This window comes from Sinorhizobium chiapasense, from assembly GCF_036488675.1.
Taxonomy (GTDB): Bacteria; Pseudomonadota; Alphaproteobacteria; order Rhizobiales; family Rhizobiaceae; genus Sinorhizobium; species Sinorhizobium chiapasense.
Genome location: NZ_CP133151.1, coordinates 347,511 through 371,219, shown reverse-complemented (window position 1 = coordinate 371,219; position 23,709 = coordinate 347,511). Strand labels below are relative to the sequence as shown.

Sequence of the window (23,709 nt, the reverse complement as noted above, 5' to 3'; positions counted from 1 at the left end):
CATTCTTCAACGTACAAAGCCGCGGGAGACTACCATTTGTGGAATTTTTGGAATCGTCGGCGCAACCGGACAAGAGAACTACGATCAGCGCTCGGTCTTGGGGTGTATTCGCAGGCTCTCACATCGCGGTCCGGATGCGCTCAACGTGCAAATAGGTCGTGGCTTCGCATTTGCGCACGCTCGTCTTTCGATCATCGATCTCGGACCTCAATCCGATCAACCGTTCAGCGACGAGGCAACTGGTGTGACGGTTACCTACAACGGCGAGATCTTTAATTATCGGGAACTGCGCAAGCAACTATGTCAGCTGGGTCATCGGTTTCGGACCAAATCCGACACGGAGGTTTTGGTTAGGGCCTACATCGAGTGGGAGCTCAATGGTCTGAATCGTTTAGACGGGATGTTCGCCTTTGGTTTGTATGACCCGAGGAACCGGATGACGATTCTCGTTCGTGATCGCGTCGGCATTAAGCCACTTTATTTTGCGGATCTTTCAGACGGCGTCGCCTTTGCCTCTCAGCCATCCGCGCTGTTGCAATGGCCGAGTTGTCCGAGGCGCCCGGATCCTATTGGCGTGTCGAGCTTTCTTTCGTGCCGAGCAGCCCTCGGACAGAAGACGCTATTCAGCGGCATAAAGAAGCTCGAACCTGGATGCCTAGCCGTCATCAGTGGTGGCCGCGTGACCGTGCGACGATGGTGGACATGGGACCGCAACCCTGCGCCAGTTGACTCACGTGAGCTGACGTCACTTATTAGCTCGGCAGTTGAGCGGCAGCTAGTGGCCGACGCCCCAGTTGCGATGCTTCTATCGGGCGGGCTGGATTCGAGCATTCTAGCCTATGAGGTCGCGAAGCAGGCTTCCCCTGGCGTGGTCTGCTTCACGGGATCGGTGCGCGGCAGGGACTACGATGAGGCTCCATACGCCTCGCTGGTTGCCGAGACATTCCGTTTGCCGCATCGAATTGTCGCTATTCCTCCCGATCCCTCGGTCGATCTCGTCAAAAAAATTGTGATGCTGCGTTCGCATCCGATGGGAATGCACAACGAAGTCGCCATGTATCACCTGGCGCGATCGGTCGCCGAGGATCACAAGGTCGTTCTGACTGGCGAGGGAGCCGATGAACTCTTCGCTGGTTACGGAAAGATTTTCAGGCTCCCATTTGATCACCAGAGAAGCCAGATCATTCGCCATCTACCGCCTCGTCTCCAGCGTTTCATACGCGGTTCGCTGGGGCTGCCGCAACGTGGGGTCTCGGCGCTTGACCTGTTCCTCGAGCGATACTCCTATTTTCCGCTTCCGCTCAAAGAACAGCTGGCGACGGCCCAATGGTTGGGCGACTTGGATGGTGATGCAGCACTTAGGGAGCATTTCGGTTTACTGTGGAACGAGTGCGGCGGGACCGTTTTCGACCGAGTTTCGCATTTTTTTGTCCGATCGCACCTGCCGGCGCTGCTCGAAATGGTAGACAACACGACAATGGCGGTCGGGCTTGAGGCTCGAGTACCGTTTGTGGACCACGCGCTAACGTCCGTTGCTCTGAACATGCCGGCAAGAGCGAGATTGAAGTGGAATAGCACGGCAGCTTTTCTTTCCGCGGCAGTCCAGCCTATCTCTCTGTTCTCTGAACGAGCCGATACGTCGAAAGTCGCGCTTCGTGAAGCGTACGGACATGTTCTTCCGGCAGCTATTTTGAAACGCAGGAAGCTAGGGTTTCCAGTACCGTTGGGTCAATGGGCAGCCGGTACGGCCTCGGCTCCCTTTCGGCGCTTGCTGCTAGACAGCAATTCCGCCATTGTCTCGTATCTTGACGGGTCCCGGTTGAGATCATGGCTGGGCGCCAACCGGCCGATCTCGGATGATTTTGGGAAGCAGGTTTGGATGCTGTGCAACCTGGAAATATTCCTTAGGGAGCACTTCGCGTAGGTGCGTTCCGCCAAAGAAATTCTATTCGCGGGAATGCGTTCATTTGCGAGCCACATGGTACCCGCGCGGTTTAGGGTCCATTTTGCGCTGATCTCTGATGAAGGCATTGGCCAGGACCAGGAGCTTCGGCAGACTGACAGCGATGGCGACTTTGGCATGTTTGCCGGCGCGGCGCAGGCTATCGTATTTATCCTGGAGTGGTGGGTTGAAGCGGATGGCGATGAAGGCGGACATGTAAAGTGCCTGCCCGAGCATCGGGCCTGACAAACGTCCGGCAATTGGCGAAAGCCGCGATCGGATCGTTGAAGGGTTGAAGGTCATCGCACCGAATCGAGAGAATCGGCATCCGCACGCTCGGACGGCAAATCCAAAGTCTGAGCGTCTGTCTGGATTAACATCACCCGGCTCGGGGGCTCCGACCTCTGCTTGACGATTTCAGGGAGTAACCGGCGGCACGGCTCTTCAGTCCCGACCCGCTCGTGCGAGTTGGTCGGGCCTAATTCTGCATCCGATATCGCGACAATGTCTCCCGAAACCCGGACCCCCGAACTCGACGGTCCTCAGCCCCAATGGAGATTGTCGGAAACCTGACAGAATTGCGTCGTCGCAAACCGACAGAATCGGAGGCGAAAAGCTAACCTACGGAACTAAAACCGCTTTTAAGGTGGCATAGCTCTTGCGTTGTGAACTGTGACGTCCACCGAGGAGTTCCTTGCACACTGATCGGCAAACGCGACCTCCAGTAGCGGCCGCACGCTGCGACGATCTCTGACCATTCGAAATCGACGGTAAAAGAGACCGCGCGCGGCTGAGAGTGCTTTAGCGCCTTGACCGGCCACTGAATAATGGCGGCAGGCCTCTCGCGGCCGCTACTGGGGAGTAGGATGATGATCCGTTATCTCTTTGATGCTGCGAATGCCATTACCGCTCTCGGGCTGACCTTCGCCGTGACAGCCATCTATTTTGCTTTGGTCGGACGCTTCGAAGTTGGCATTTGTTTCGCGTTATGCGCTCTTTTGGCCGATCACGCTGATGGTATGGTCGCCAACAGTTCCGCCAATCGATCAGCATTCACGGCGCAGGTTGGGAGTTTATTCGACGGGCTAGCAGATCTGGTGAACTTGGCCGTCTTTCCAGCGGTTCTGATTTTATCTTTCAACGCGTTCTCGGTTGCCGCGTTGTCAGCCGCGATCTGCCTTGTCGTGTCTGGGGCTTTCCGTCTCAGCTACTTAAAAACGATCGGCCTCGACGCTGACGGATTCACCAGAGGTCTCCCGTTGAACACCGACCCCTTCGTATTGGCGCTTCTTTTTGCCACCAAACGGTACTTGCCGGCCCAGACCCTTGGCACGTTGTTGATTGGGGCGGCGTTTCTTCTGACGGTGCTGCATCTTTCAACCTTCAAATTTCCGGGCACCGGCAATGCGCTACGCCTGACCCACCTCGCACTCGCGGCGGTCGGTTTGATCGCTTTGTTGACGGACGAATTCGGGTCCTGACGGATCGAGGGAGAAGAACCTATGGACACGGCTTTCGAAAGTGAAACACGTGCAGTCTTCGATCGCTATCAACGAGAGCAGGAGAATAACGAACATATCTTCACCCGATTGGTCTCGCTAATCGATGAAGAATACTTCGGGTTCAATCCGGGAGGCTTCGCGGGACTCAATGTCCTGGACGCCGGCTGTGGTTCGAACGCGAATGCATCCTATGCTTTTCTCGAAAAAGGTGCCGCCAAGGTCACCTCGCTTGAGCTCGGGGAGGAGTGGATGGATTGTGCCGCTCGACGCCTTTCGAAATTCGGCAGGAAATCGGAATTGATCGGTGGGAGCGTTCTGAACTTGCCATTCGGAGATGGAAGTTTCGACTTCGTGCACTGCGCGGGTGTCCTGCCCCACACTGCGAATCCGCGCAAAGGGTTCGACGAACTGGCGAGGGTGACACGGCCGGGTGGGCATTTGTTTATCACCATCATCGGAACCGGAAACGGGATCTTCTATCGCTGCATCAACCATCTTCGTGAACTGTATGCTTCCGACGCTCAGTTCCGGCAGGCGATCGACAATCTGGATGGCCGAACGGCAAAAGAAGCGCTTGACTGGTTGTTGGCTGTTAAGAGTCAGAACGAACCTCCATTCCTTAAAGGAGAGGATGGTTTCTTTCGAAGCCTGTTTGATGATGACCTGTTCGTCACGCTTCGTGACCGCTTCCAGGCCCCCACCTATCACGAATTCGCTTTCACCGAGCAACAAATTCGCAATTGGTACGCCGAAAACGGATTTATCGATATTCGGCGAGTGTCACGATACACGAAAGGATTCGAGAACCTTCGACGTTTCCTTGCACCCCTGTACCTACACTACGACCATCCGCTCGCGCGATTTTGGTTCGGAGATGGCTGCATTCAGATGATTGGAGCCCGGAACTAGATTCCCGAGCGTTCTCTATCTCAGAAGACCGCTTCGGAAGCGATTTCTGTTTTTCAAGTCGAATGGCGGCCAGCGTCGCGACATATTATGAAGGCTCAGTGGAGGCTACTTGCGTTGCAACATGCGGCCGTTGAATGTGCAGAAACGGGCTCACCACAATTTCTAGGCACGCCTCTCTCTTGATGGGGCTTACGGTTCTTCCGCCAGTACGACAGGATCAGGAAAGGCTTGTGGGCCTCGTATCCCGCAAGAATGTCGTGAGTGATGACAGCTCGTGGTGATCATCGTTCAAGGAACGATTTGCAAGCTTGCTCGGCCGGACTGTCGATCACAGGAGGATTTCGTTGATGCGTGCCTTAGCGGACGATTTCGAGCTCGTTTATCGCTCGGAGCGGCCACAAAATGTCCATTGCTACACACCGGGCATTGTCGTGACCGCTAGCCGCAGGCTGATAGCTACCTTCGATCTCGGCGGTGATGGGGTCAGAGATCTCCCCGGGCCGAAGGGATCTCGCGCACGCGGTATGCGCTTCGGAATGGGCAAGGTCTATGTCTCGGACGATGGTGGCTCTTCCTGGGCTGAGCGCTGTACTTTTCCATTCTGGCACGCTCGGCCGTTTATAGCTGCCGGACGACTCTATATTCTTGGTCATGCTGGCGACCTCATGATCATCGCTTCTGACGATAGAGGGGAGACATGGAGCGTGCCGGTCGCGCTAACCGCGAATATGAAATGGCACGGGTCTTCCTGTAATGTGCTTCACGCCGATCCTTACGTCTATCTCGCCCTGGACGAACGGCGAGATCTTGCCGTCAAGGGATGGAACGTAGCCGGTCTGGCACCGAGGCTGTTGCGCGCAAGAATTGACCAGGATCTCCTGGACCCCAATAGCTGGACTATTTCGGAGTCGTTTTCATTCAACGAGATAGTCTCGCCAAGCGATCTCGATCTATTTGGCGTCCCGTTCTATAGCACGCTAGTACGAGCTCCGGCCGAACTCGGATCGGGACGCCTATGTGCACCGATGGGCTGGCTCGAACCGAATATTGTTCAATTCCACGATCCCGCGCATCTGTGGCACGATCCGGCTGGACGCACATTACACCTCTTTTTGCGCACTAACACAGGCGGAACGGGCTATGCTGCATTGGTCAAGGTTGTTGAGCAGGATGACGGCCGTCTGTTCACCTCATTGCAATCCACGCCATCTGGGAAAAAGGCTCTCTTTATTCCATTTCCCGGAGGTCATCTGAAATTCTTCTTGCATTATGATGACGGAACGCAGCTCTACTGGCTGTTGAGCTCACAAGCAACCGACTCAATGGTGCGGCTTACGCACATGCCGCGGGCGCGCTACAACTTGCCTAACAATGAACGCCATAGGCTACAGCTGCACTTCTCCAGAAACTGCATCGATTGGTGCTTTGCCGGACTTGTCGCAGCGGGTCAGACAGAGCGTCACGCACGGAACTACGCGAGCATGGCCGTCGATGGCGATGATCTTCTCGTGTTGTGCCGGTCAGGGGACGAGGAGGGCAGAGATCCTCAATATACAAACCTGATCACGCTCCATCGCGTCAAGGAGTTCCGCAAACTCGTCTATTGATATTTGCTATATGAGAGAAGGGGAAACATGCCTAGCACACAGTCACTATCATCATTCCGGCCCGATACGGCTCGACCGTTATTCCATCTAAACGCATGGTCAACGGGTGGGGAGGCCACGCACCAACAAAAAACGCGATCAGCTCGGAAGATAGGTCGACTTTACAAAGCCGAAGCTTGGCTACGCGGTGGGCTTTGGGAGAGTTCTTTCGAGGTGGGAAACGTCTTCTGGGTTATTGAGTTCCCAAAACTCGGTCCCGTCATCGTGCTCTTGAAGCACGTACATGCAGAGCCCGTTCTCCAAAAAGCGCAACTGTTCAAGTTTCTCGGCTTGCTCGAGCGGTCCAATGGGCAACTCGCCGAAGCCTTTTAGGCAGCTTACCCGATATCCGTAGAGTCCGACGTGGTGGTATACGGGCAGTTCTGCAAGCGTCTCTGCAGAAGTGCCACTAGGGACGAGCGCTTTCGAAAAGTAAAGCGCCCTCCCTCGTGCGTCGAAGACACTCGTTGTCGCACCGACGCGGTTGTTGCGAATATCCGCGGCGATACGCAGATAGTTTGAGCGGTCACATCTTAGCACTGGCGTAACTGCATCGGCCTCTGGACGGCCGTTGAGGAACTCCAAGACGTGTTCAATGAATGACGGCGGCGTTAGCGGGGCATCGCCCTGAAGGTTTACCACAAGATCTCCCCCGTCAAGCCCGAGAGTACCAGCTGCCTCTGCCACTCGCTCGGTGCCATTGCGGCACGAAGCACTGGTGAAAATTGCCGCGCAACCGTAGCTTTCTACGTCGTTCGCGATCCGAACGTCATCAGTTGCGACGTAAATCGCGTCGATGCCGCGGACCTTTCTCGCGACGTCAATGGTGTGTCGAATGGCGGTTTTGCCGTTCAGCTCAACAAGCGGTTTGCCAGGAAATCTTGTCGAGGCGAAACGCGCTGGAACAATTATGATGCGTTTTGAGTGTGACAAGTTGTTCTCCCCCAGTTTTCGCGCATACGCCACACCCTCAGAAGAGGGTTCCGGCTTCCATTTCCTTTTTGGTCTGTCTGGCGATGATCATGTGTAGAGTCTAGCTGGTCCCGTCCCACTTCTCGTGGATTTTGGCGTCGCGGTAGAAGCGCTCGATGGGTATTCCTTGGAGTAGCTCCGAATGTTTGCGGGCGTTCCAAACGTTCCTCGCGCACAAGTCGCCGGCGAAGGGCTTAGCGTGCGATGATTCCTTGGTGAAAGGCAAGCCTGCATCGCAACGCCAGGCGGCATTCCAGATCAGCAATCGGGCTGCGGACATGTCGGCCAGCATGAACTGCATGGCCTGATCAAGGATCACCAAGCTGGCTCCGCTCGCGCGCGCCGTTGGTAGCGCTTTCCGGCCTGGGCGAGGCCCGCCGCCTGCGCCGCCGCACTAAGTCGGCCCGGCCTTCGCTGCCGCCGGGATGGTTCGACCCCGGAGTGCGGTAATCATCGAGAACGACCAGAGTGGGTGTGGGTTGGTTTCCGCGGCAAGGGCAAAGGAGTTCGCGAACGCCGTCATCGTGATGTGTCTTTTCTAATAAGTTGAATCGTTGAAGGGCGCTACCAATCGGTTGGTGCCGACCGTCTGGTCGGTTCCAGTGTAATAGGGGTGGTGATTGCAATGGCGCCAGTTTCAGCCTCTTCGTCGCAAAGTGCCCAGCCTCTGCGGCGCGTCACCTCCAGCTTCTCGATGAGCTCTTCCAGACTGGTGATGGATCCCCCATCGCAAAGCCCCCGGCCCGGTGGTTGGGGGAGAAGCTCGATCCTATGGGGGATCGTGGATTTGGCTGTCGCCGTCGGCGACGGGCTGGGCGGACAGCGCCTATCGCTCGAAATCCAACGAGGAGTTGCTGGAAAGACAGCGTGTGAAGTCCGCCATCAAACACGTCTTCGCTCGTCAAAGGACAAGATGAAGCTCTTCATTCGGACCATCGGCATCATCAGGGCCAAGGTGAAGATCGGTGGCGAACATCGCTCTTTGCTACCTCGTCCACGAGGGCCGCGCCGCAGCATGAAAGGCATTGCCCCGAAAGGAAAGGAAGCATTCCGCCTCACCTCGTCGAACCGATCAACGAGCCGTCCGGCACGCGGAAAATCGTAACCCAATCGGATCAGGTGCAGCGGCAATTCGACGTAAGCGATTGGGTCCGGAAAATCATCTGTGCGCCCGCCTTGCGCTCTCGCTGCCTGTGTTCGGTGTGAATTCGTCGCAAACATTACAAACGTTGAGAGATTATCCGACACTTTTGTCGCGAATGTCATCAAAGCGTAACATGCACGCCTTACTTCGAGAGATACCTAGACATCTAGATCGCATGCGTAGGAGCTGTTTCGACTTCTTGCTTTGGGTGGAGGAGAGTTAATGTTTTTCATCTCGCGAGGCTTGCGTAGCGTGTTCACGCTTTGGGCGATCCTCACCATCGTGTTTTTTGCGACACGAATGACTGGAGATCCCACGTCCTTCCTCATTCCGCCTGACCTGCCCGAGGAACAACGCGTTGAGCTGAGGGCAAGGCTCGGACTGGATGAAGATGTGGCGACGCAATATGTGCGGTACGGCGCCGCACTCCTGCGCGGCGATTTCGGGCAGAGCTTCTTTTCGAACCGGTCCGTGGTCGAACTCTTCGTGGAACGCATTCCCAATACGCTCCTCCTGACCATTCCAGCTTTCGTGTTGTCGATGATCATCGGCATGGCTGCCGGCCTCTGGGCCGCACTACATCACAACACGGTCTTTGATCGCTCCCTCACGACCGCAACAATCGCGGGGCAAGCCATTCCGAACTTCGTTGTCGGCATTGCCGCCATTCTGATCTTCAGCTTCTCCCTGAAACTACTGCCGAGCGGCGGCATGGGCACGTGGAAACATCTGGTCCTGCCTGCAATTACCCTTGCTCTTGCGACCTGCGCCAACATTGCAAGGCTCGTTCGCAGCAGCATGCTGGAGGTCCTGTCTCAGGACTACATACGCTATGCGTGCAGCAAAGGCTTGAGTCCGTTCCGTGTTGTGGTGAAGCACGGGCTGAGAAATGCAATCCTCCCGGTGTTGACCATTCTGGGCCTGCAACTTGGCGGACTGATCGCCGGCGCGGTGGTGACGGAATCTGTGTTTGCCTGGCCTGGAGCAGGACGCCTCGTGATCGATGCGGTCATGCAACGCGATTTCGCGATGCTGCAATTCGGAATTCTCGTATTTTCGGCAGCAATAATCTTGACCAATCTTCTCGTTGACGTGGGTTACGGCTTGCTCGATCCGCGGGTGCGCGGGAGGTCGTGATGAGCATCGAGACCAGCGCGCCGGGAGTGAGCGCTTCCCAAACCGAAGAGGGCCTCTTCGCCACCAATACCGGAAGGCGTCGGCCGCCGACAGTGGCGATCGCCTCGTGCCTCATTCTTATGTTGGCAGCGTTGTTGGCCGCTGCCGCGCCGGTGATCGCACCGCATGATCTCGCCGGTCAGAGCCTTTTACACCGGCTTCGGCCGCCGGCGTTCGCGGGGGGTACGACCGAATACCTCCTTGGAACGGATCATCTCGGCCGAGATCTTTTTTCTCGGCTTCTGTTCGCAACCCAGACCACCTTGCTTATCGCCGGTGCCGGAGTTCTCGTAGGCGTCATCACTGGCACGCTCAGTGGGCTAGTCTCGGGAAGCATGGGAGGATGGATCGACCATTGCTTCATGGCTGTGGTCGATGCGCAGGCTTCGGTGCCGGTCACATTGGTGGCGTTGACTGCGGTCGCCCTCATCGGCCCGAGTCCGCTTGTCTTGGTGCTGATCGTCGGGTTCGCGGATTACTATAAATATGCTCGGGTTGTCCGGGGCCAAGTGCAAGCTCTGCGCGGACGCAGTTTCGTAGAGGCGGCTCGATCCTCCGGCGCTTCCCCTTACCATATCGCGATGCGTCATGTGCTTCCCAACACGTTGTCGCCCGTCATCGTATTGGCCAGCCTGAGCTTCGCCGAGATTGTCGTTCTGGAGTCGTCGCTCACGTTCCTTGGAGTCGGTATCCAGCCGCCAAATGTTTCTCTCGGCTCGTTGCTTGGCGAGTCAAGGAACTACCTGATCACCACACCCTGGCTGGCGGTATTTCCCTGTCTTGTCATCGTCGCAATAACGCTGGCGGCATCGATGATCGGCGATTGGCTGCGCGACACGTTCGATCCCCGGAGCCGCAGCTAAATCGCGCCCCTCTCAAACGCTTCCTGCAGGAAAACTCAACAACTCCAACCTTAGGAGACACTATGCGAAACCTACTCGTAGCGGTCGCTATGCTACTGCCGACCTTCGCGGTCGCGCAGGAAGACACAAGACCCCCCCTCACTGTCGGCGTCAACGCGGTCCGCGCAAACTTCGATCCCGCATTGGCACTTGGCAATGTCGACTTCCCAATGACATACAATATGTTCGACACGCTCGTTGCGCGGGACTTTTCCAAAAGCAAGGATCGGACAGCTTATGAGCTTGTTCCCGGCCTAGCACAAAGCTGGAAGCGGATCGACGATCGTACCATGGAATTCTCGCTGCGGCCGGATGTGCGGTTTCACAACGGTCAGCCCTTTACCAGTGCTGATGTCAAATTCACCTTTGATCGAATCTTGAATCCGGAGTCGGACTACGTCTTTGCCAAGAATCTCCTCAAGGTGATCGAACGCGTCGACATCGTCGATGATCTGACTGTCCGGATTACCACGACAGCTCCGAGCCCGATACTGCTACACCTGCTTGCCTATCATTCGAGCGATATCGTGCCGAAAGCCTATTTCGAGTCGGTGGGAGAGAGCGGCTTCGGCCAAAAGCCGGTCGGGACGGGTCCGTTCGCTTTCGTCAAGCTCCAGCCTGACGAGAGCATGGAACTGAAGGCCAACGACTCCTACTTTCGCGGTCGGCCGACAATCTCGAGCTTGACCTTCAAGGCCATCCCGGAGGTTTCTGCGAGGATCACTGCGCTCGCGAACGGTGAGGTCGATGTCATCAACAGCCTGCCGCCGGATCAATTGGAAGCGGTAAAGAACCTGGGTTGTTGCGACCTCCGCAGCGCGTTGATGAACCATCACTTCCTTATCTACAACACCTTCAACCCAGTGATGGCCGACAAGAAACTGCGGCAGGCACTCAATCTGTCGGTCGATCGCCAGCTGCTTGTCGACACCCTGTGGGATGGCAAGGCTACGCTGCCGCACTCCGCCCAATACGAGGCCTGGGGACCGGAACTCTATAATCCCGATCGGCCAACTCCGGCCTTCGATCCCGACCGCGCGCGCCAGTTGCTCTCGCAATCGAGCTACAAGGGGGAGCCGATCCAATTCGTAACTCACCCGGTCTACTACACGAATGGCGTTGCAGTCGCGGAAGCTGTCGTTCAGATGTGGAAAGCGATCGGCGTCAATGCCAGCGTTCGTGTCGACGAAGGCTGGACGAAGCTCAAAAAGGAGGACCCGGCCCTCACCGTGAGGAACGCGTCTGACTGGGTCGTGCCGACCGACCCCGCGGTCACGCTTTACATGACCTGGGCGAAGCGTTTTTGGAAAGACCAGGAGCGCTTCGTCGAACTCGCCAAAGAAGGCGAGACCACGCTCGATACCAAACGTCGCTACGACATCTATCAAAAGATGATCGATATCTTCGAGGACGAAGCGCCCGGTACGTACCTCTATCGTGCGCCGGAATTCTACGGGGTTCGGACCACCATCCAGTGGCTGCCGAACACCGACTACACGATGGATTTCCGGCCGGACAACATTCACTTCAAGTGAAGGTCACTGTTCCGCTCAGCTACCAGGACGGTTTTATGATGAACGATGCCGAACTCCTGCGCGTCGAGAATTTGCGCACCCATTTTCATGCCCACGATCGAACTGTCAAAGCAGTTGAAGGGGTCTCGTTCTCGGTTCGGCAAGGAAGTACGGTCTGCCTTGTCGGAGAATCCGGCTCAGGCAAATCGGCAACCGCGTTTTCCATCCTGAACCTCATTCCGAAGTCACTGGGCCGGATTGTTGCGGGGAAGGTCCTCTATCAAGGGGAGGACCTTCTCCAAATTCCGGCGCGACGTCTGCGCGGCATTCTTGGCAACGACATCGCTATGATCTTTCAGGAGCCCGCGTCAGCGCTCAATCCGGTCTACACGATTGGCAACCAATTGACCGAGGTTCTGCGGGCCCATCAACGATGCACTCCTCGCGAAGCTCGACGCCAAGCCAGAGAACTGCTCGATCGGGTCGGTATCGCCGATGCCGAGCGGCGCCTCGATGATTATCCGCATCAACTTTCCGGCGGTATGCGCCAGCGGGCAATGATCGCGATCGCGCTGTCATGTCGTCCGAAATTGCTGATCGCCGACGAGCCGACGACGGCCCTCGATGCCACGGTCCAATCGCAAATCCTTGCCCTTCTACACGAACTACAGCAGGAGACCGGCATGGCCATGCTGTTCATCACGCATGACCTCAGTGTCGTTGCCGAAATCGCCGATCGGGTCGTGGTGATGTATGCCGGCCGGATTGTCGAGGAGGGCAATGTCATGCAGATCTTCGACACGCCATGGATGCCCTACACGCGCGGTCTCCTGAAAGCGCGGCCGCAATTGCAGCCTGGCCGCGCATTTCCGCGGCGGCTTTCCGCCATCCCCGGCAGCCCTCCGGAACTTGCTCATCTGGCGAGCGGCTGTTCCTTCCGTCCGCGCTGCAGCCATGCCGTCGCCGACTGTGCACGGCAGATGCCGGAACTCGACATCGCCGACGGCCACAGTGTCCGTTGTTGGCGTTGGCGAGAAATCACCGCATCTGCCGCGAGGCGGGAGGCTGTAGCATGAATGCGTCCTTTGCACATTATGGGTCGCCCAATGGCGGTGTGATGCCGCCCTTCAGCGGTGCGTCTCTGCTTGACGTCGAGGATCTTCGGGTTCACCTGCCACTGCGCAGCAGGTCGCTGTTCCGTCCCAAGCAGTTCATCAAAGCTGTCGACGGAGCATCGTTTTCGATATTGCCCGGCGAGATCGTCGCTCTGGTAGGCGAATCCGGTTCAGGCAAGACGACGCTGGGGCGCAGCTTGCTGCGGCTGACGCCGCCGAGTTCCGGCCGGGTTCGCTTCAAAGGGGTCGATCTGACGACCTTGACGCCAAAGGAAATGCGTTCCTTTCGGCGCCATATGCAGATGGTGTTCCAGGATCCCTACAGCAGCCTCAACCCACGCATGACCGTCGGGGAAATCGTCGGTGAACCGCTGTCGATCCATCATGCTCATCTGACCGCACGAGCACGGCTTGAGCGTGTGGCAGAACTCCTCTCACGGGTCGGAATTTCGCCGACGCATGCCGTGCGCTACCCGCACAGCTTCAGCGGCGGTCAACGCCAACGGATCGCCATCGCCAGAGCACTGTCGACCGAGCCGGATTTCATCGTCGCTGATGAGCCGATTTCGGCGCTCGATGTTTCGGTTCAGGCGCAGATCATCAACTTGATCTTGGAGCTGAAGGACAAGCTGTCTCTGACAATGCTCTTCATCTCGCATGATCTGCGCGCGGTCAGCCACATCGCCGACCGGGTGATCGTCATGTATCTCGGTCGGATCATGGAGATCGCCCCTTCGGCAATGTTCTGGGATGGGCCTGCGCATCCCTACACCGAAGCGCTGCTGGCCGCTCTGCCGGTCGAGCATCCAAAGTTTCGACGAAACCGGGTGGTTCTGAAAGGCGAAGTTCCGAGTGCCGTGTCACCGCCGTCCGGCTGCGTCTTTCGAACCAGGTGCCCGATTGCAAGCCCGGAATGTGCAGCGGCTTCACCGGCACTGCGCCAGGTTGCGCCAGGGCACTGGACGGCCTGCATCAAACAAAAATCTTTCGATTTGAAGGGGTGAGATTGAAATGAAGCGTCGTAAACTCCTGTTGATCATGATCGACGGCGTGAACTCGGACTATCTTGAGAACCATCGGGAGAGGCTCCCGAATTTATCTGCTCTGGCCGACAGCGGATATCGCGTTCGCCGGATGCGTTCCGCCGTACCGGCGACCTCCATGCCGGGTCGGGCTTCCATCCTCACAGGTGTCGATGCAGACAGGCACGGGGTTTTTGGTAATCGCGTTCTGATCGACGGAGCATTCATCGCGGCCGAGGTGGAGCATCTTCTTGTGCCGACAATTGCAACCTTTGCTTCACGCGCGGGCCTGGACGTGGCCTGCGTCGGGCATGCTCTCATCGACCCGGAAGATACCTCCGTCTATGTTCCGCCCAGTTGGATGCGCGGCCCCGGTTTCACCAAGGTTCCGATCGACGGCAGTGCCCCCTACCTCCTGAGAGTCAAAGATCCGCGCGGTCGCTTGGCAGGTGTTCCCCTGCCTTCCTTCGTTCAGGAGTCCGCAAGGCCGGATCTCGTCTCTCGGGTCACTGCGACGCTCATCGACGACCAATTGACCGTCTCCGTCGCCGCAAGGCTGATCGGTTCTAAAGAACCGCCTGATCTGGTCGTCACCGAAATTAATGCCCCGGACATGTTCCAGCATGAGTTCGGCTGCGAGAGCGAAGAGGCCCATTTCTCTATTGCCTTTGCCGACTCTCTCGTTGGACTTTGCCTGGACGCCTTGCGCCGATCCGGCCGGCTCGACGACTACGTGATCGCGATTACCAGCGATCACGGTCACGGTAACATCAACACTTCGATCCTGCCTGAGCTGGTTATTCCCGGAAAAACGTTTTGCACTGAGGGTGCGACGCTGCACGTCCTGGTCGACAACGATGCCGATCGTGCGGAGGTTACGCGAAGGCTCGCCGCCGTGGGGGCGGAACCTTGGAATGATGCACATTTGCCGGTAGAACTTCGCGAGCGCATTGCTACTTTCGTGGCTCCGCCGCAGCATGATTTCGAACTAGTGCCAGCCGGGCATCCGGCTGACCAACCGCTCGGTCGACCGAAATACAAAGCCACCCATGGATTTCGACCAGGCATGCCTGCGGACGATCGTATCTGCATTATGTCCGGGGCCGGTCTGCCAAGTGCGGTGGCGGAAGGAGCTGAAGCCACACGCCTTGCGCCGACGCTTGCATCCATCCTTGGGCTATCCACAGAGATGTTTCCTGATCGGCCGCTTTTCGGGTAAACAGGGTTTCCTGCACCCATTTTGGGGAATGCAATAGTCGTATCGGCAGTTGAAGTGGTGCTTAATGAAACGTTGGGAAGTGGTTCGCTCCGGAATACTCAGCGATATCCATGCAGGAGCCTTCGAGAACGGTCGCCTGCCTGGGGACCTGGCTTTGGCAGAACGATTTGGCGTCAATCGCCACACCGTTCGAAACGCCATCAAGATTTTGGAGTCTGAAGGAGCTCTGCGCGTGCAACATGGTGTCGGTACCTTCGTTGCCGACGATTTCATTTCGCACACCTTGGGCAGTGATCCGAGATTTACGTTCAAACTTCTTGGCCAGAACAAGTCGGTCAAGCGGGAGATCTTGTCGATCAACGAGATCTCTGTCGAACCGGATATTGCGACGCATTTGAAGATTGCGCCCTCGGCGCTCGTGACGGCCGTCAGGACGACTTCGTTCATCAACGATTGGCCCCTGGCGACCGGGACGGCCTATTTTCCGGTCGAGCGAGTTCCTGGTCTCGCCACGGCGTTCGAGGGGCTGAACTCTCCGACTGCGGCCCTGAAGCGCTGTGGCATTCCGAAATACAAGCGAAAATGGACGCGGATTACCGCCCGAAGGCCCACCCAGCAAGAGGCCCGTCTGTTGCGAATATCATCGTCCAGCCCGGTGCTCTTCGAGACCAATGTCGATGTGGCTCCGGATGGATTACCTATCAAATACGCCTTCGGCGTCATACGAGCCGACAGATATGAATACCTGATAGAAGCCGATGACTAAACGAGATTGCTGGCGAACGGGAAGGGAGCTTCATTCGCGGGTTCAGCCTACCAGCGCCGGCCATTTCCTTCTGTTGCTCCGACTAACACTTTTCTGCTGAACCAGCCTCTTGTCATCAAAGTGTTGCAAAAAGCAGATACCTAGACATCTAGGTATCATCTTAGGCCCGGCCCACCGAGGCCTGCAATCGAAGCGGCGAATGCAAGTGCGCAATCAAATTGAAAACAGACGGCGATGGATGGCGGTTCTGGCGCGAACCAAGTGTGATGACCTTGAGCGTGCGTGGAACGATCTGCCCATCGCTCCTCAATATGAATGGCTGCGTCGACCCGAAACCGGCCTCGTGCTGGTGCGTGGACGCGCAGGCGGTACCGGCGGTGCGTTCAACCTCGGTGAGGTCACGATGACCCGATGTGCCCTGAGGCTAACCGAGGGCACGACGGGGTTCGCCTTCGTACTCGGACGCGACCAGCGCCATGCGGAACTGGCGGCAGTCTTCGATGCGCTCCTGCAGCGGGCGGCCGAGAGTCGCGAATTGGTCGCTCAATTTGAAGCGATGCAAGCGAGACGGCGTGAGCTGAAGAGCCGCAAGGCGGCTTCCACAAAGGTCGACTTTTTTGCAATGGCGCGAGGCACGAGCCCGGAATGAACAGCGGTATGGACACTGCCGGGATCAAGCCCGGATTCACAAATCCCGTTTTCGACAGCCAAGACACGTTCCGCCGTATTCTGGATGCCTATGCTTATGTGGGCCGCCCGCAAACGCTTGGCTCTGTAGCTACGGCAGTTGGGCCGCTCGCGCCGGCGACCGTCTCCGCTTGCCTCACATTGGCAGACTTCGAAACGCCGGTCTGGCTCGATTCCCGATCTAATCGTGGCGACGTCCGTAATTACCTTGGGTTTCACTGCGGGACGCCGTTCGCCAATGGCGCGGACGAAGCAGCATTTGCCATCGTGGCCGATTCGACGACGATGCCACGCCTAGCAGGGTTTCGCCTCGGAACTGAGTTGGAGCCCCAGACTTCGACGACCATTGTTGTCCAGGTGCCCTCCTTTACGGATGGTCCCTCGGTTCGATGGCAAGGGCCAGGGATCCAGCACGAGGTTTCGGCCACCATCGAAGGGCTTCCGTCGTGGTTTTGGGAAGAGTGGCAGCTCAATCAGGAGCTTTATCCGATCGGGGTCGATGTCCTCTTTACCTCCGGAAAAGCAATCATTGCTCTTCCCCGCAGCATATCGGTGGAGATCTAAATGGCCTATGTGGCTGTAAAAGGCGGCGAGCAGGCTATCCTCAACTCGCACCGTTTGATCGCAGAGGATAGACGCGGCGATCCTGAAGTTCCCGAACTTACCGTTTCTCAGATCGCCGAGCAACTCGGTCTCGCCGTCGACCGCGTGATGTGCGAGGGCTCTGTCTACGATAGAGAGCTTGCGGCCTTGGCATTAAAGCAGGCCCAGGGCGACGCAGTCGAGGCGATCTTCCTCCTCCGGGCGTTTCGTACGACCTTACCGCGCTTCGCAGTGTCGAATGCGATCGAGACGGATCGGATGGCCATCCAGCGACGGATCTCCGCAACCTTCAAGGACGTTCCTGGGGGACAGGTCCTCGGTTCGACCTACGAATACACGCATAGACTGCTTGATTTCGACCTCCTCGACAACGCTGATGCCGAGGTGACAAGGGCGGAACTGGCTGCGACCCCGCTCGATGCCAATTGTCCACGTGCTTTCGATAGCATCTCCGATGAAGGTCTGATCGAGGCAGAAGTGCCTGCGCCTGGCAAAGCGTCGGTTTTCGATCTGACGCGAGAGCCCCTGGCATTGCCGGCCGGTCGCGATCAGCGTTTGCAAAATCTTGCCCGTGGCGATGAGGGATTTGTCGTGGGGTTGGCTTATTCCGCTCTGCGTGGCTATGGCGCAGCCCATCCCTATGTCGGCGAAACCCGGGTCGGAGACGTCGCGATCGAAGTGGTTCCCGAGGAACTGGGCTTTCCAGTTTCGATTGGAGACATCACCGTCACCGAATGCCAGATGCTTGACTTGTTTGCAGGCTCGGACGACGAGCCGGCACGCTTCACGCGGGGCTACGGGCTCTCCTTTGGAAAGAGTGAGCGGAAGGCGATGGGAATGGCGATCGTCGATCGCTCATTGCGGTCCCGTGAATATGGCGAGGATGTGAAATACCCCGCACAGGACGAAGAGTTCGTTCTTTCTCATACCGACAATCTCGAGGCGGCTGGGTTCGTTTCACATCTGACCTTGCCTCACTACGTTGATTTTCAGGGTGACCTGCAGTTCATACGACAGCTGCGCGAGGAGCAGGTCGGCAGCCCGTCAACGAAGGAGGCGGCGGAATGATCGACGCGCATGAAAATGCGGCCAAGCGTGGCCGCCAAGCCTACAACTTTGCCTATCTCGACGAGCAGTCCAAACGGATGATCCGCCGATGCATCTTGAAAGCGATGGCCGTTCCCGGCCTGCAGGTTCCGTTTGGCAGCCGCGAAATGCCGCTCGCCTACGGATGGGGCACCGGCGGTATACAAGTGACGGCCAGTGTCATCGGACCCAACGACACGCTCAAGGTGATCGACCAGGGTGCGGACGACGCCACGAACGCGGTCTCGATCCGCCGATTTTTCAAGCGCGTGGCTGGAATCGAGACGACCGAAAAAACCGATGCGGCCACAATCATTCAGACCCGTCATCGCGTCCCCGAAACCCCTCTCAGAGAGGGTCAAGTCATCGTATACCAGGTCCCGTCGCCGGAACCATTGCGCAGTCTGGAGCCGAGGGAATCTGAGACGCGGAAGATGCATGCCTATGCAGAATATGGGTTAATGAGCGTCCAGCTTTACGAAGACATTGCACGCTTCGGCCATATTGCCACGGCTCACAGCTATCCGGTGATGACCCACGGGCGCTATCTGATGTCGCCGTCGCCTATTCCCAAATTCGACAATCCAAAGATCGCGAACAGTCCGGCGATCCAGCTTTACGGCGCGGGCCGCGAAAAGCGGATCTATGCCGTCCCGCCCTACACGCGAGTGCAGAACCTCGACTTTGAAGACCATCCGTTCCGGGTGCAGAAATGGAGGCACTGTTGCTCGCTTTGTGGGGCAAGTGACAGTTACCTCGACGAGATCGTCGTGAATGACAGCGGGCAACGAATGTTCGTTTGCTCTGACACCGACTACTGCGCAACGCGTCGAGACCAAGGTCACGTTGGACCGGAGGGTGAAGGTCGGGCTCCCTTTGGTTCGCTCCCGAACTCGAAAACCGAATAGGGATCGGAACCACGATGAGAACTGCAATCCAGGTCCAACCCAGTCGCCGGCAACCACTGCTTTCCGTGCAAAATCTTACGAAGGGCTATGGAAAGACGATCGGCTGCCAGAACATTTCCTTCGACCTCTTTCCAGGGGAGATCATCGCCATCGTTGGCGAATCCGGATCCGGTAAGTCGACGATGCTCAACTGCCTTTCGGGAGGGTTGATGCCGGACACAGGCTCGGTGGTTTACGACCTCAATGACAAGGGGCCAACGGATATTCTGACCTTGTCAGAGCCAGAACGACGCAAGCTGATGCGTACCGACTGGGGACTTGTGCACCAGAACCCGCGCGATGGCCTTAGAATGGAAGTCAGCGCGGGAGGCAACATAGGCGAGCGACCGATGGCCATCGGTGCCCGGCACTATGGCCGCATACGCGAAGAGGCTCAGAATTGGCTGGCCCGGGTCGAGATTGACCTGCGGCGCATCGATCACCACCCGAGAACCTTTTCCGGCGGCATGCAGCAACGTCTGCAGATCGCCAGAATTCTCGTCACCAAACCGCGCCTCGTCTTCATGGATGAGCCGACCGGCGGCCTCGATGTCTCGGTCCAGGCCCGGCTGTTGGATCTGCTGCGACAGTTGGTCCAAGATTTTGCGATTTCCGCGGTGATCGTCACCCATGATCTTTCCGTTGCCCGGCTATTGGCGGACCGCATCATCGTCATGTGGCGGGGCAACATTGTGGAGACCGGTCTGGCAGACCAGGTCCTGGATGATCCGCATCACGCCTACACCCAACTTTTAGTATCATCGGTGCTTTAGATGTTCGGAACTGACACTTCATCGTGCGGTGTGGCGGTCAAACGCTCCATCAACAACGAGCTGACCTTGAGCGGCGCAAGAGTCGTCTTGCTGGACGAGGTTTACGAAGGAACCGTCCATGTGGTTGACGGCTACATCAATGACGTCACTCCGGGCAGAAGCAAGATGCCCGGTGCGATCGATCTCGAAGGAGGCTATCTGATCCCAGGCCTCATCGATCTTCACACCGACAATCTGGAGAAGCATGCTCTGCCGCGGGCCGGCGTGGTTTGGAATCCGCTATCCGCTGTCGTAACGCATGATGCCGTGATGACCGCAGCCGGCGTTACGACGGTTTTCGATTCCCTTTGTATCGGGTCAATGACCCGCGATCACAGAAAGCAAGACGATCGCGCTCGCATTCTGCCCATCCTCGTCGATGGTATCCATAAAGCCCAAGACCATGGCGTGCTTCGAGCAGACCATCTTCTGCATCTGCGCTGTGAGGTGACGGACGAGGACGTTCTGGCCCGATTCACGCCGTTGGTGGACGATCCGCTTGTGAAGCTCGTCTCGGTGATGGATCACGCCCCCGGTCATCGCCAGTCGCGGCAACTCGACCGTTTCCGCCAGATGCAGATCACGCAGTACGGCTGGTCGGAAGAGGATGCCGATCGCCGTATCGAAGCATGGATGGACGCGTCCCGAACGATCGGACCTCAAAATCAGGCCCGGATCGTCGCGCTTGCCCGTGCTCGACGACTACCGATCGCCAGCCACGATGATGAAACAGCCGAGCATGTTCGAGAGGCGAAATCTGCCGGTGTGCTGATCTCCGAGTTTCCGACGACGCGGCCTGCGGCGGAAACGGCGCATTCGCTCGGCGTTCGTGTCCTGATGGGCGCACCCAACGTCGTTCGCGGCAACTCGCATTCGGGAAACGTAAGCGCCCGGGATTTGGCGACAACAGGACATCTCGATATCCTCGCCTCGGATTACGTTCCGGCAAGCCTCCTGCATGCGGCTTTTCAGCTGACGAGAGATCCGGTCGGCATGAGCTTGCCACAGGCGATCTCTACCGTCAGTTCAGTCCCAGCCTCGGCCGCCGGCCTTGCCGACAGAGGTGCGATCAAAATCGGCAGCCGAGCCGATCTCTGCCACATCACCGGGATCAACGACATGCCGCTTGTCCGAAGAGTCTGGAAAGAAGGCCGGCAGGTCTTTTGACAGAACGCAGGCCACAAGACGGTGTCTTCGACCAGACACCGGGAGAACCGTTCCATGAAATCCGTGCTAACGAACACCGCGCTTCACGCCATTGGCCTTTCCAAAAGCTTCACGCTCCACACGCAGGGCGGCATCGTCCTGCCCGTCTTCGACAACATCGAGCTCACGGTGAGATCCGGCGAATGCGTCTGCCTGCACGGACCATCCGGCGCTGGCAAGTCGACCCTGCTGCGCTCGCTCTACGCCAACTATAAGCCGGATGAAGGCCAGATCCTTCTCGAGCATGGCGGCGAGACCATCGACCTGCTCGCCGCCGAGCCCTGGGAGGTGGTGGAAATTCGTCGCCGGACGATCGGCTATGTTAGCCAATTCCTGCGCGTCATCCCGCGCGTCGGTGCCCTCGATGTCGTCGCGGGGCCGGCGATCGCCAACGGTATGCCGGCCGACAACGCCAAGGTGCTCGCCAAAACCCTGCTGACACGGCTTCGAATCCCTGAGCGTCTCTGGTCGCTGGCGCCGGCCACCTTCTCCGGTGGCGAGCAGCAGCGCGTCAACATCGCCAGGGGCTTCATCGTCGATTACCCCGTCCTGCTGCTCGACGAACCGACCGCCTCGCTTGACGCGGCCAATCGCACGACCGTCGTCGAGTTGATCAACGAGGCGAAAGCCCGTGGCGCCGCCATCGTCGGCATCTTTCACGACGAGGAAGTGCGCGAAGCCGTTACGGACACGCTGTTCGAGGTCGGCAATCGATCGGCCGCGATGGTTGCTCTGGCGGAGGCATGCGCCTGATGCCCGCACCATCCACTCCTCGCTACGCCATTTACTATGCACCGGCTCGGGAACACCCACTGAGCGTAGCGGCGAGTGGGTGGCTTGGCCGCGATGCGTTCGGCAAGTTTGATGCAGCCGGTGACGTCCGACCGCAAGCGGACGGCCTGCTAACGTCCGAACCGCGACGGTATGGTTTCCACGCCACGCTCAAGGCACCGTTCCGGTTGAGAGAAGGCACTTCGGTCGACGACCTCGAACAGGCGATCAGGAGATTCGCCGCGTCGCGGTCTTCTTGTCCGATAGGTCCTCTCAGGCTCGATCTTCTCGGTGGCTTCTTCGCGCTCGTCCCCGCCAGCCCCATCCCCGCCTTGCGTAATTTTGCTGCGCAGATCGTAGAAGAGTTCGATCGTTTCCGGGCGCCGATGATTGCATCGGAACTCCAGCGGCGGCTGCAAACTCCGCTCGATGAGATCGAGACCGTTCATCTCGTACGGTGGGGCTATCCTTACGTGCTCGATCGTTTCCGGTTTCATATGACGCTGACCGGCCGCGTTGCCGAAGAGGATCGCGTACAAACAAGAGCGCGTCTGGAAAAGGTCTTCCGGCCGTACCTGCCCGAGGATTACCGCATCGACACCCTGTCCCTGTTCGTCCAGGAGAACGACGGTGGCAATTTTATTGCTCGTTCCCAGTTCGCCTTGAAAGGCGAAGCGCTGCTCAAGGCGGCGATCTGAGGCCAATGAGGTCGCCCCGTGGAGCACACTTATCCTTGTTGTCGGGCTAAGCGGTGCGGGCAAAGACACGTTGATCGACTATGTGCGAAGCCGCCACAAAGATGATCCTCGCGTTCGCTTCATGCGCCGGGTTATCAGCTGACCGGTCGCGGTCGGAGAGGACCGTGAGCCGGTTGACTATGACTAGTTCCTGCGGCGGCTTCTCCAGGTGACTACATCCGTGGCGGGATCGAGAAGATCGTAAGCGGCAAGGAGACCCCGTCTGGCGTAGGGGTTAGCGGTCGGATATCGGTAGCGCACGTTGTGAGCCTAAGTGAGCTTCTATGTCTGCGCCTAGTTCTGGAACTAGAACCTTCCGTAAGATCGAAGCGGTCGCCGAGCGACTTGAGGGTGCTCCACGGCAATTGCGCCGGCGTTGGTCGGATGAGTTCAAGGCTCAGGCGGTGGCAGAGGCATTGGAGCCCGGCGCAAGCGTATCGGCGATCGCCCATCGGATCGGCATTCATCCCTCCCAGCTCTTCGCCTGGCGTCGTGACGCTCGGAACGATGCCTCCCCGCAGCATTCGGCTGGCGAAGTGGCCTCGGCGCGCGCGGCTGCCCCGGTGATCGAGGTTGTCCTTGGCGACATTGTCGTGCGCGCCGGCGCAGATGTCGACGAGGCGCACTTGCAGCGGGTGATCCGGGCGGTGCGTTCGGCATGATCCCCTCCGGCGTGAAGGTGTTCCTGGCCAGTCATCCTGTCGACTTCCGCAAGGGACCAGACAGCTTGCTGTCGCTGGTGCGGGACGCCGGCAGTGATCCGTTCAACGGTGCGCTTTACGTCTTCAGGGCCAAACGGGCGGATAGAGTGAAGATCGTCTGGTGGGACGGCTCTGGGGTCTGCCTTTATGCCAAGCGGTTGGAAAAATCGCAGTTCTGCTGGCCCCGCATCGGTCATAACCGGGTTCAGCTCAACCATGCCCAGCTTCTGGCGCTCATCGATGGCATGGACTGGAAGCGGGTTCGATCTGTGCCGGTCAAGCCGCCGGAAATTGTTAGGTAAAGGCCCTGCGGCGAAGTGAATCAGCGGC

At 58.0% G+C, this 23,709-nt stretch carries 25 protein-coding genes; 22 read left to right on the top strand and 3 right to left on the bottom strand.

Annotated elements, in window-relative coordinates; genetic code table 11:
- Position 1: 1 nt before the first annotated feature.
- Positions 2-1,924, top strand: a complete 1,923-nt coding sequence (gene asnB, locus RB548_RS24425; RefSeq protein ID WP_408642460.1) for an asparagine synthase (glutamine-hydrolyzing) — start codon at positions 2-4, stop codon at positions 1,922-1,924.
- Between the two features lie 39 nt (positions 1,925-1,963).
- Here the strand turns inward: asnB and RB548_RS24420 are convergent, their stop codons facing one another.
- Entirely contained in the window at positions 1,964-2,245 is a 282-nt protein-coding gene (locus tag RB548_RS24420) for a hypothetical protein (RefSeq protein ID WP_331375533.1), read from the bottom strand.
- Between the two features lie 566 nt (positions 2,246-2,811).
- Here RB548_RS24420 and RB548_RS24415 point away from each other — a divergent pair.
- From RB548_RS24415 to RB548_RS24405, 3 genes are all read left to right on the top strand, one after another.
- Positions 2,812-3,423 carry a CDP-alcohol phosphatidyltransferase family protein gene (locus tag RB548_RS24415; protein ID WP_180942038.1) on the top strand — a complete coding sequence of 204 codons (612 nt, stop codon included), beginning with the start codon at positions 2,812-2,814 and terminating at the stop codon, positions 3,421-3,423.
- A 21-nt stretch (positions 3,424-3,444) separates the two neighbouring features.
- On the top strand, positions 3,445-4,353 hold the full coding sequence (locus RB548_RS24410) for a class I SAM-dependent methyltransferase (protein ID WP_180942037.1): 909 nt from the start codon (positions 3,445-3,447) through the stop codon (positions 4,351-4,353).
- Positions 4,354-4,700: 347 nt separating this feature from the next.
- Positions 4,701-5,960 (top strand): sialidase family protein, encoded by a 1,260-nt coding sequence (locus tag RB548_RS24405; RefSeq protein WP_331375532.1) that lies wholly within the window; start codon positions 4,701-4,703, stop codon positions 5,958-5,960.
- Positions 5,961-6,140: 180 nt separating this feature from the next.
- Here the strand turns inward: RB548_RS24405 and RB548_RS24400 are convergent, their stop codons facing one another.
- Complete coding sequence (locus RB548_RS24400; protein WP_209647282.1) at positions 6,141-6,932, bottom strand: 3-deoxy-manno-octulosonate cytidylyltransferase; 792 nt, start codon at positions 6,930-6,932, stop codon at positions 6,141-6,143.
- 100 nt (positions 6,933-7,032) lie between these two features.
- Positions 7,033-7,290: an acyl-CoA dehydrogenase family protein gene (locus RB548_RS24395; protein WP_331375767.1), complete on the bottom strand. Its 258-nt coding sequence runs from the start codon at positions 7,288-7,290 to the stop codon at positions 7,033-7,035.
- 468 nt (positions 7,291-7,758) lie between these two features.
- On the opposite strand from RB548_RS24395, the gene RB548_RS24390 reads away from it, so the two are divergent.
- From RB548_RS24390 to tnpB, 18 genes are all read left to right on the top strand, one after another.
- Positions 7,759-8,076: a hypothetical protein gene (locus tag RB548_RS24390; RefSeq protein ID WP_331375531.1), complete on the top strand. Its 318-nt coding sequence runs from the start codon at positions 7,759-7,761 to the stop codon at positions 8,074-8,076.
- Between the two features lie 261 nt (positions 8,077-8,337).
- Positions 8,338-9,252, top strand: coding sequence for an ABC transporter permease (locus tag RB548_RS24385; protein ID WP_180942032.1), 915 nt, complete (start codon positions 8,338-8,340; stop codon positions 9,250-9,252).
- Positions 9,252-10,154, top strand: a complete 903-nt coding sequence (locus RB548_RS24380; RefSeq protein WP_180942031.1) for an ABC transporter permease — start codon at positions 9,252-9,254, stop codon at positions 10,152-10,154. Before RB548_RS24385 ends, RB548_RS24380 begins: the two co-directional genes overlap by 1 nt.
- Before the next feature lie 62 nt (positions 10,155-10,216).
- On the top strand, positions 10,217-11,728 hold the full coding sequence (locus tag RB548_RS24375; RefSeq protein WP_245181553.1) for an ABC transporter substrate-binding protein: 1,512 nt from the start codon (positions 10,217-10,219) through the stop codon (positions 11,726-11,728).
- Between the two features lie 38 nt (positions 11,729-11,766).
- Positions 11,767-12,783 carry an ABC transporter ATP-binding protein gene (locus RB548_RS24370; RefSeq protein ID WP_331375766.1) on the top strand — a complete coding sequence of 339 codons (1,017 nt, stop codon included), beginning with the start codon at positions 11,767-11,769 and terminating at the stop codon, positions 12,781-12,783.
- A 41-nt stretch (positions 12,784-12,824) separates the two neighbouring features.
- Positions 12,825-13,826 (top strand): ABC transporter ATP-binding protein, encoded by a 1,002-nt coding sequence (locus RB548_RS24365; protein WP_331375436.1) that lies wholly within the window; start codon positions 12,825-12,827, stop codon positions 13,824-13,826.
- 34 nt (positions 13,827-13,860) lie between these two features.
- Positions 13,861-15,063, top strand: a complete 1,203-nt coding sequence (locus RB548_RS24360) for an alkaline phosphatase family protein (RefSeq protein ID WP_331375437.1) — start codon at positions 13,861-13,863, stop codon at positions 15,061-15,063.
- A gap of 64 nt (positions 15,064-15,127) precedes the next feature.
- Positions 15,128-15,829 carry a phosphonate metabolism transcriptional regulator PhnF gene (gene phnF, locus RB548_RS24355; protein ID WP_331375319.1) on the top strand — a complete coding sequence of 234 codons (702 nt, stop codon included), beginning with the start codon at positions 15,128-15,130 and terminating at the stop codon, positions 15,827-15,829.
- A gap of 238 nt (positions 15,830-16,067) precedes the next feature.
- Entirely contained in the window at positions 16,068-16,478 is a 411-nt protein-coding gene (gene phnG, locus RB548_RS24350) for a phosphonate C-P lyase system protein PhnG (protein ID WP_331375530.1), read from the top strand.
- Entirely contained in the window at positions 16,475-17,080 is a 606-nt protein-coding gene (gene phnH / locus RB548_RS24345) for a phosphonate C-P lyase system protein PhnH (protein ID WP_180942026.1), read from the top strand. Before phnG ends, phnH begins: the two co-directional genes overlap by 4 nt.
- A complete protein-coding gene (locus RB548_RS24340; protein ID WP_180942025.1) occupies positions 17,081-18,187 on the top strand; it encodes a carbon-phosphorus lyase complex subunit PhnI in 1,107 nt (368 codons plus the stop codon).
- Positions 18,184-19,113: an alpha-D-ribose 1-methylphosphonate 5-phosphate C-P-lyase PhnJ gene (locus RB548_RS24335; RefSeq protein ID WP_331375529.1), complete on the top strand. Its 930-nt coding sequence runs from the start codon at positions 18,184-18,186 to the stop codon at positions 19,111-19,113. Before RB548_RS24340 ends, RB548_RS24335 begins: the two co-directional genes overlap by 4 nt.
- A 14-nt stretch (positions 19,114-19,127) precedes the next feature.
- The gene (phnK, locus tag RB548_RS24330) at positions 19,128-19,925 is read left to right on the top strand and encodes a phosphonate C-P lyase system protein PhnK (RefSeq protein WP_180942023.1); all 798 of its coding nucleotides are present in this window, start codon (positions 19,128-19,130) and stop codon (positions 19,923-19,925) included.
- Positions 19,926-19,973: 48 nt separating this feature from the next.
- Entirely contained in the window at positions 19,974-21,131 is a 1,158-nt protein-coding gene (phnM, locus tag RB548_RS24325) for a phosphonate metabolism protein PhnM (RefSeq protein ID WP_331375765.1), read from the top strand.
- 54 nt (positions 21,132-21,185) lie between these two features.
- Positions 21,186-21,923, top strand: a complete 738-nt coding sequence (gene phnL / locus RB548_RS24320) for a phosphonate C-P lyase system protein PhnL (RefSeq protein WP_180942021.1) — start codon at positions 21,186-21,188, stop codon at positions 21,921-21,923.
- Positions 21,923-22,639 carry a DUF1045 domain-containing protein gene (locus RB548_RS24315; protein WP_331375528.1) on the top strand — a complete coding sequence of 239 codons (717 nt, stop codon included), beginning with the start codon at positions 21,923-21,925 and terminating at the stop codon, positions 22,637-22,639. The genes phnL and RB548_RS24315 overlap by 1 nt, the downstream gene beginning before the upstream one ends.
- A 323-nt stretch (positions 22,640-22,962) precedes the next feature.
- Positions 22,963-23,340, top strand: a complete 378-nt coding sequence (locus tag RB548_RS24310) for a transposase (RefSeq protein ID WP_331375527.1) — start codon at positions 22,963-22,965, stop codon at positions 23,338-23,340.
- A complete protein-coding gene (gene tnpB, locus RB548_RS24305; protein WP_331375526.1) occupies positions 23,337-23,681 on the top strand; it encodes an IS66 family insertion sequence element accessory protein TnpB in 345 nt (114 codons plus the stop codon). Before RB548_RS24310 ends, tnpB begins: the two co-directional genes overlap by 4 nt.
- The last annotated feature ends 28 nt before the right edge of the window (positions 23,682-23,709 follow it).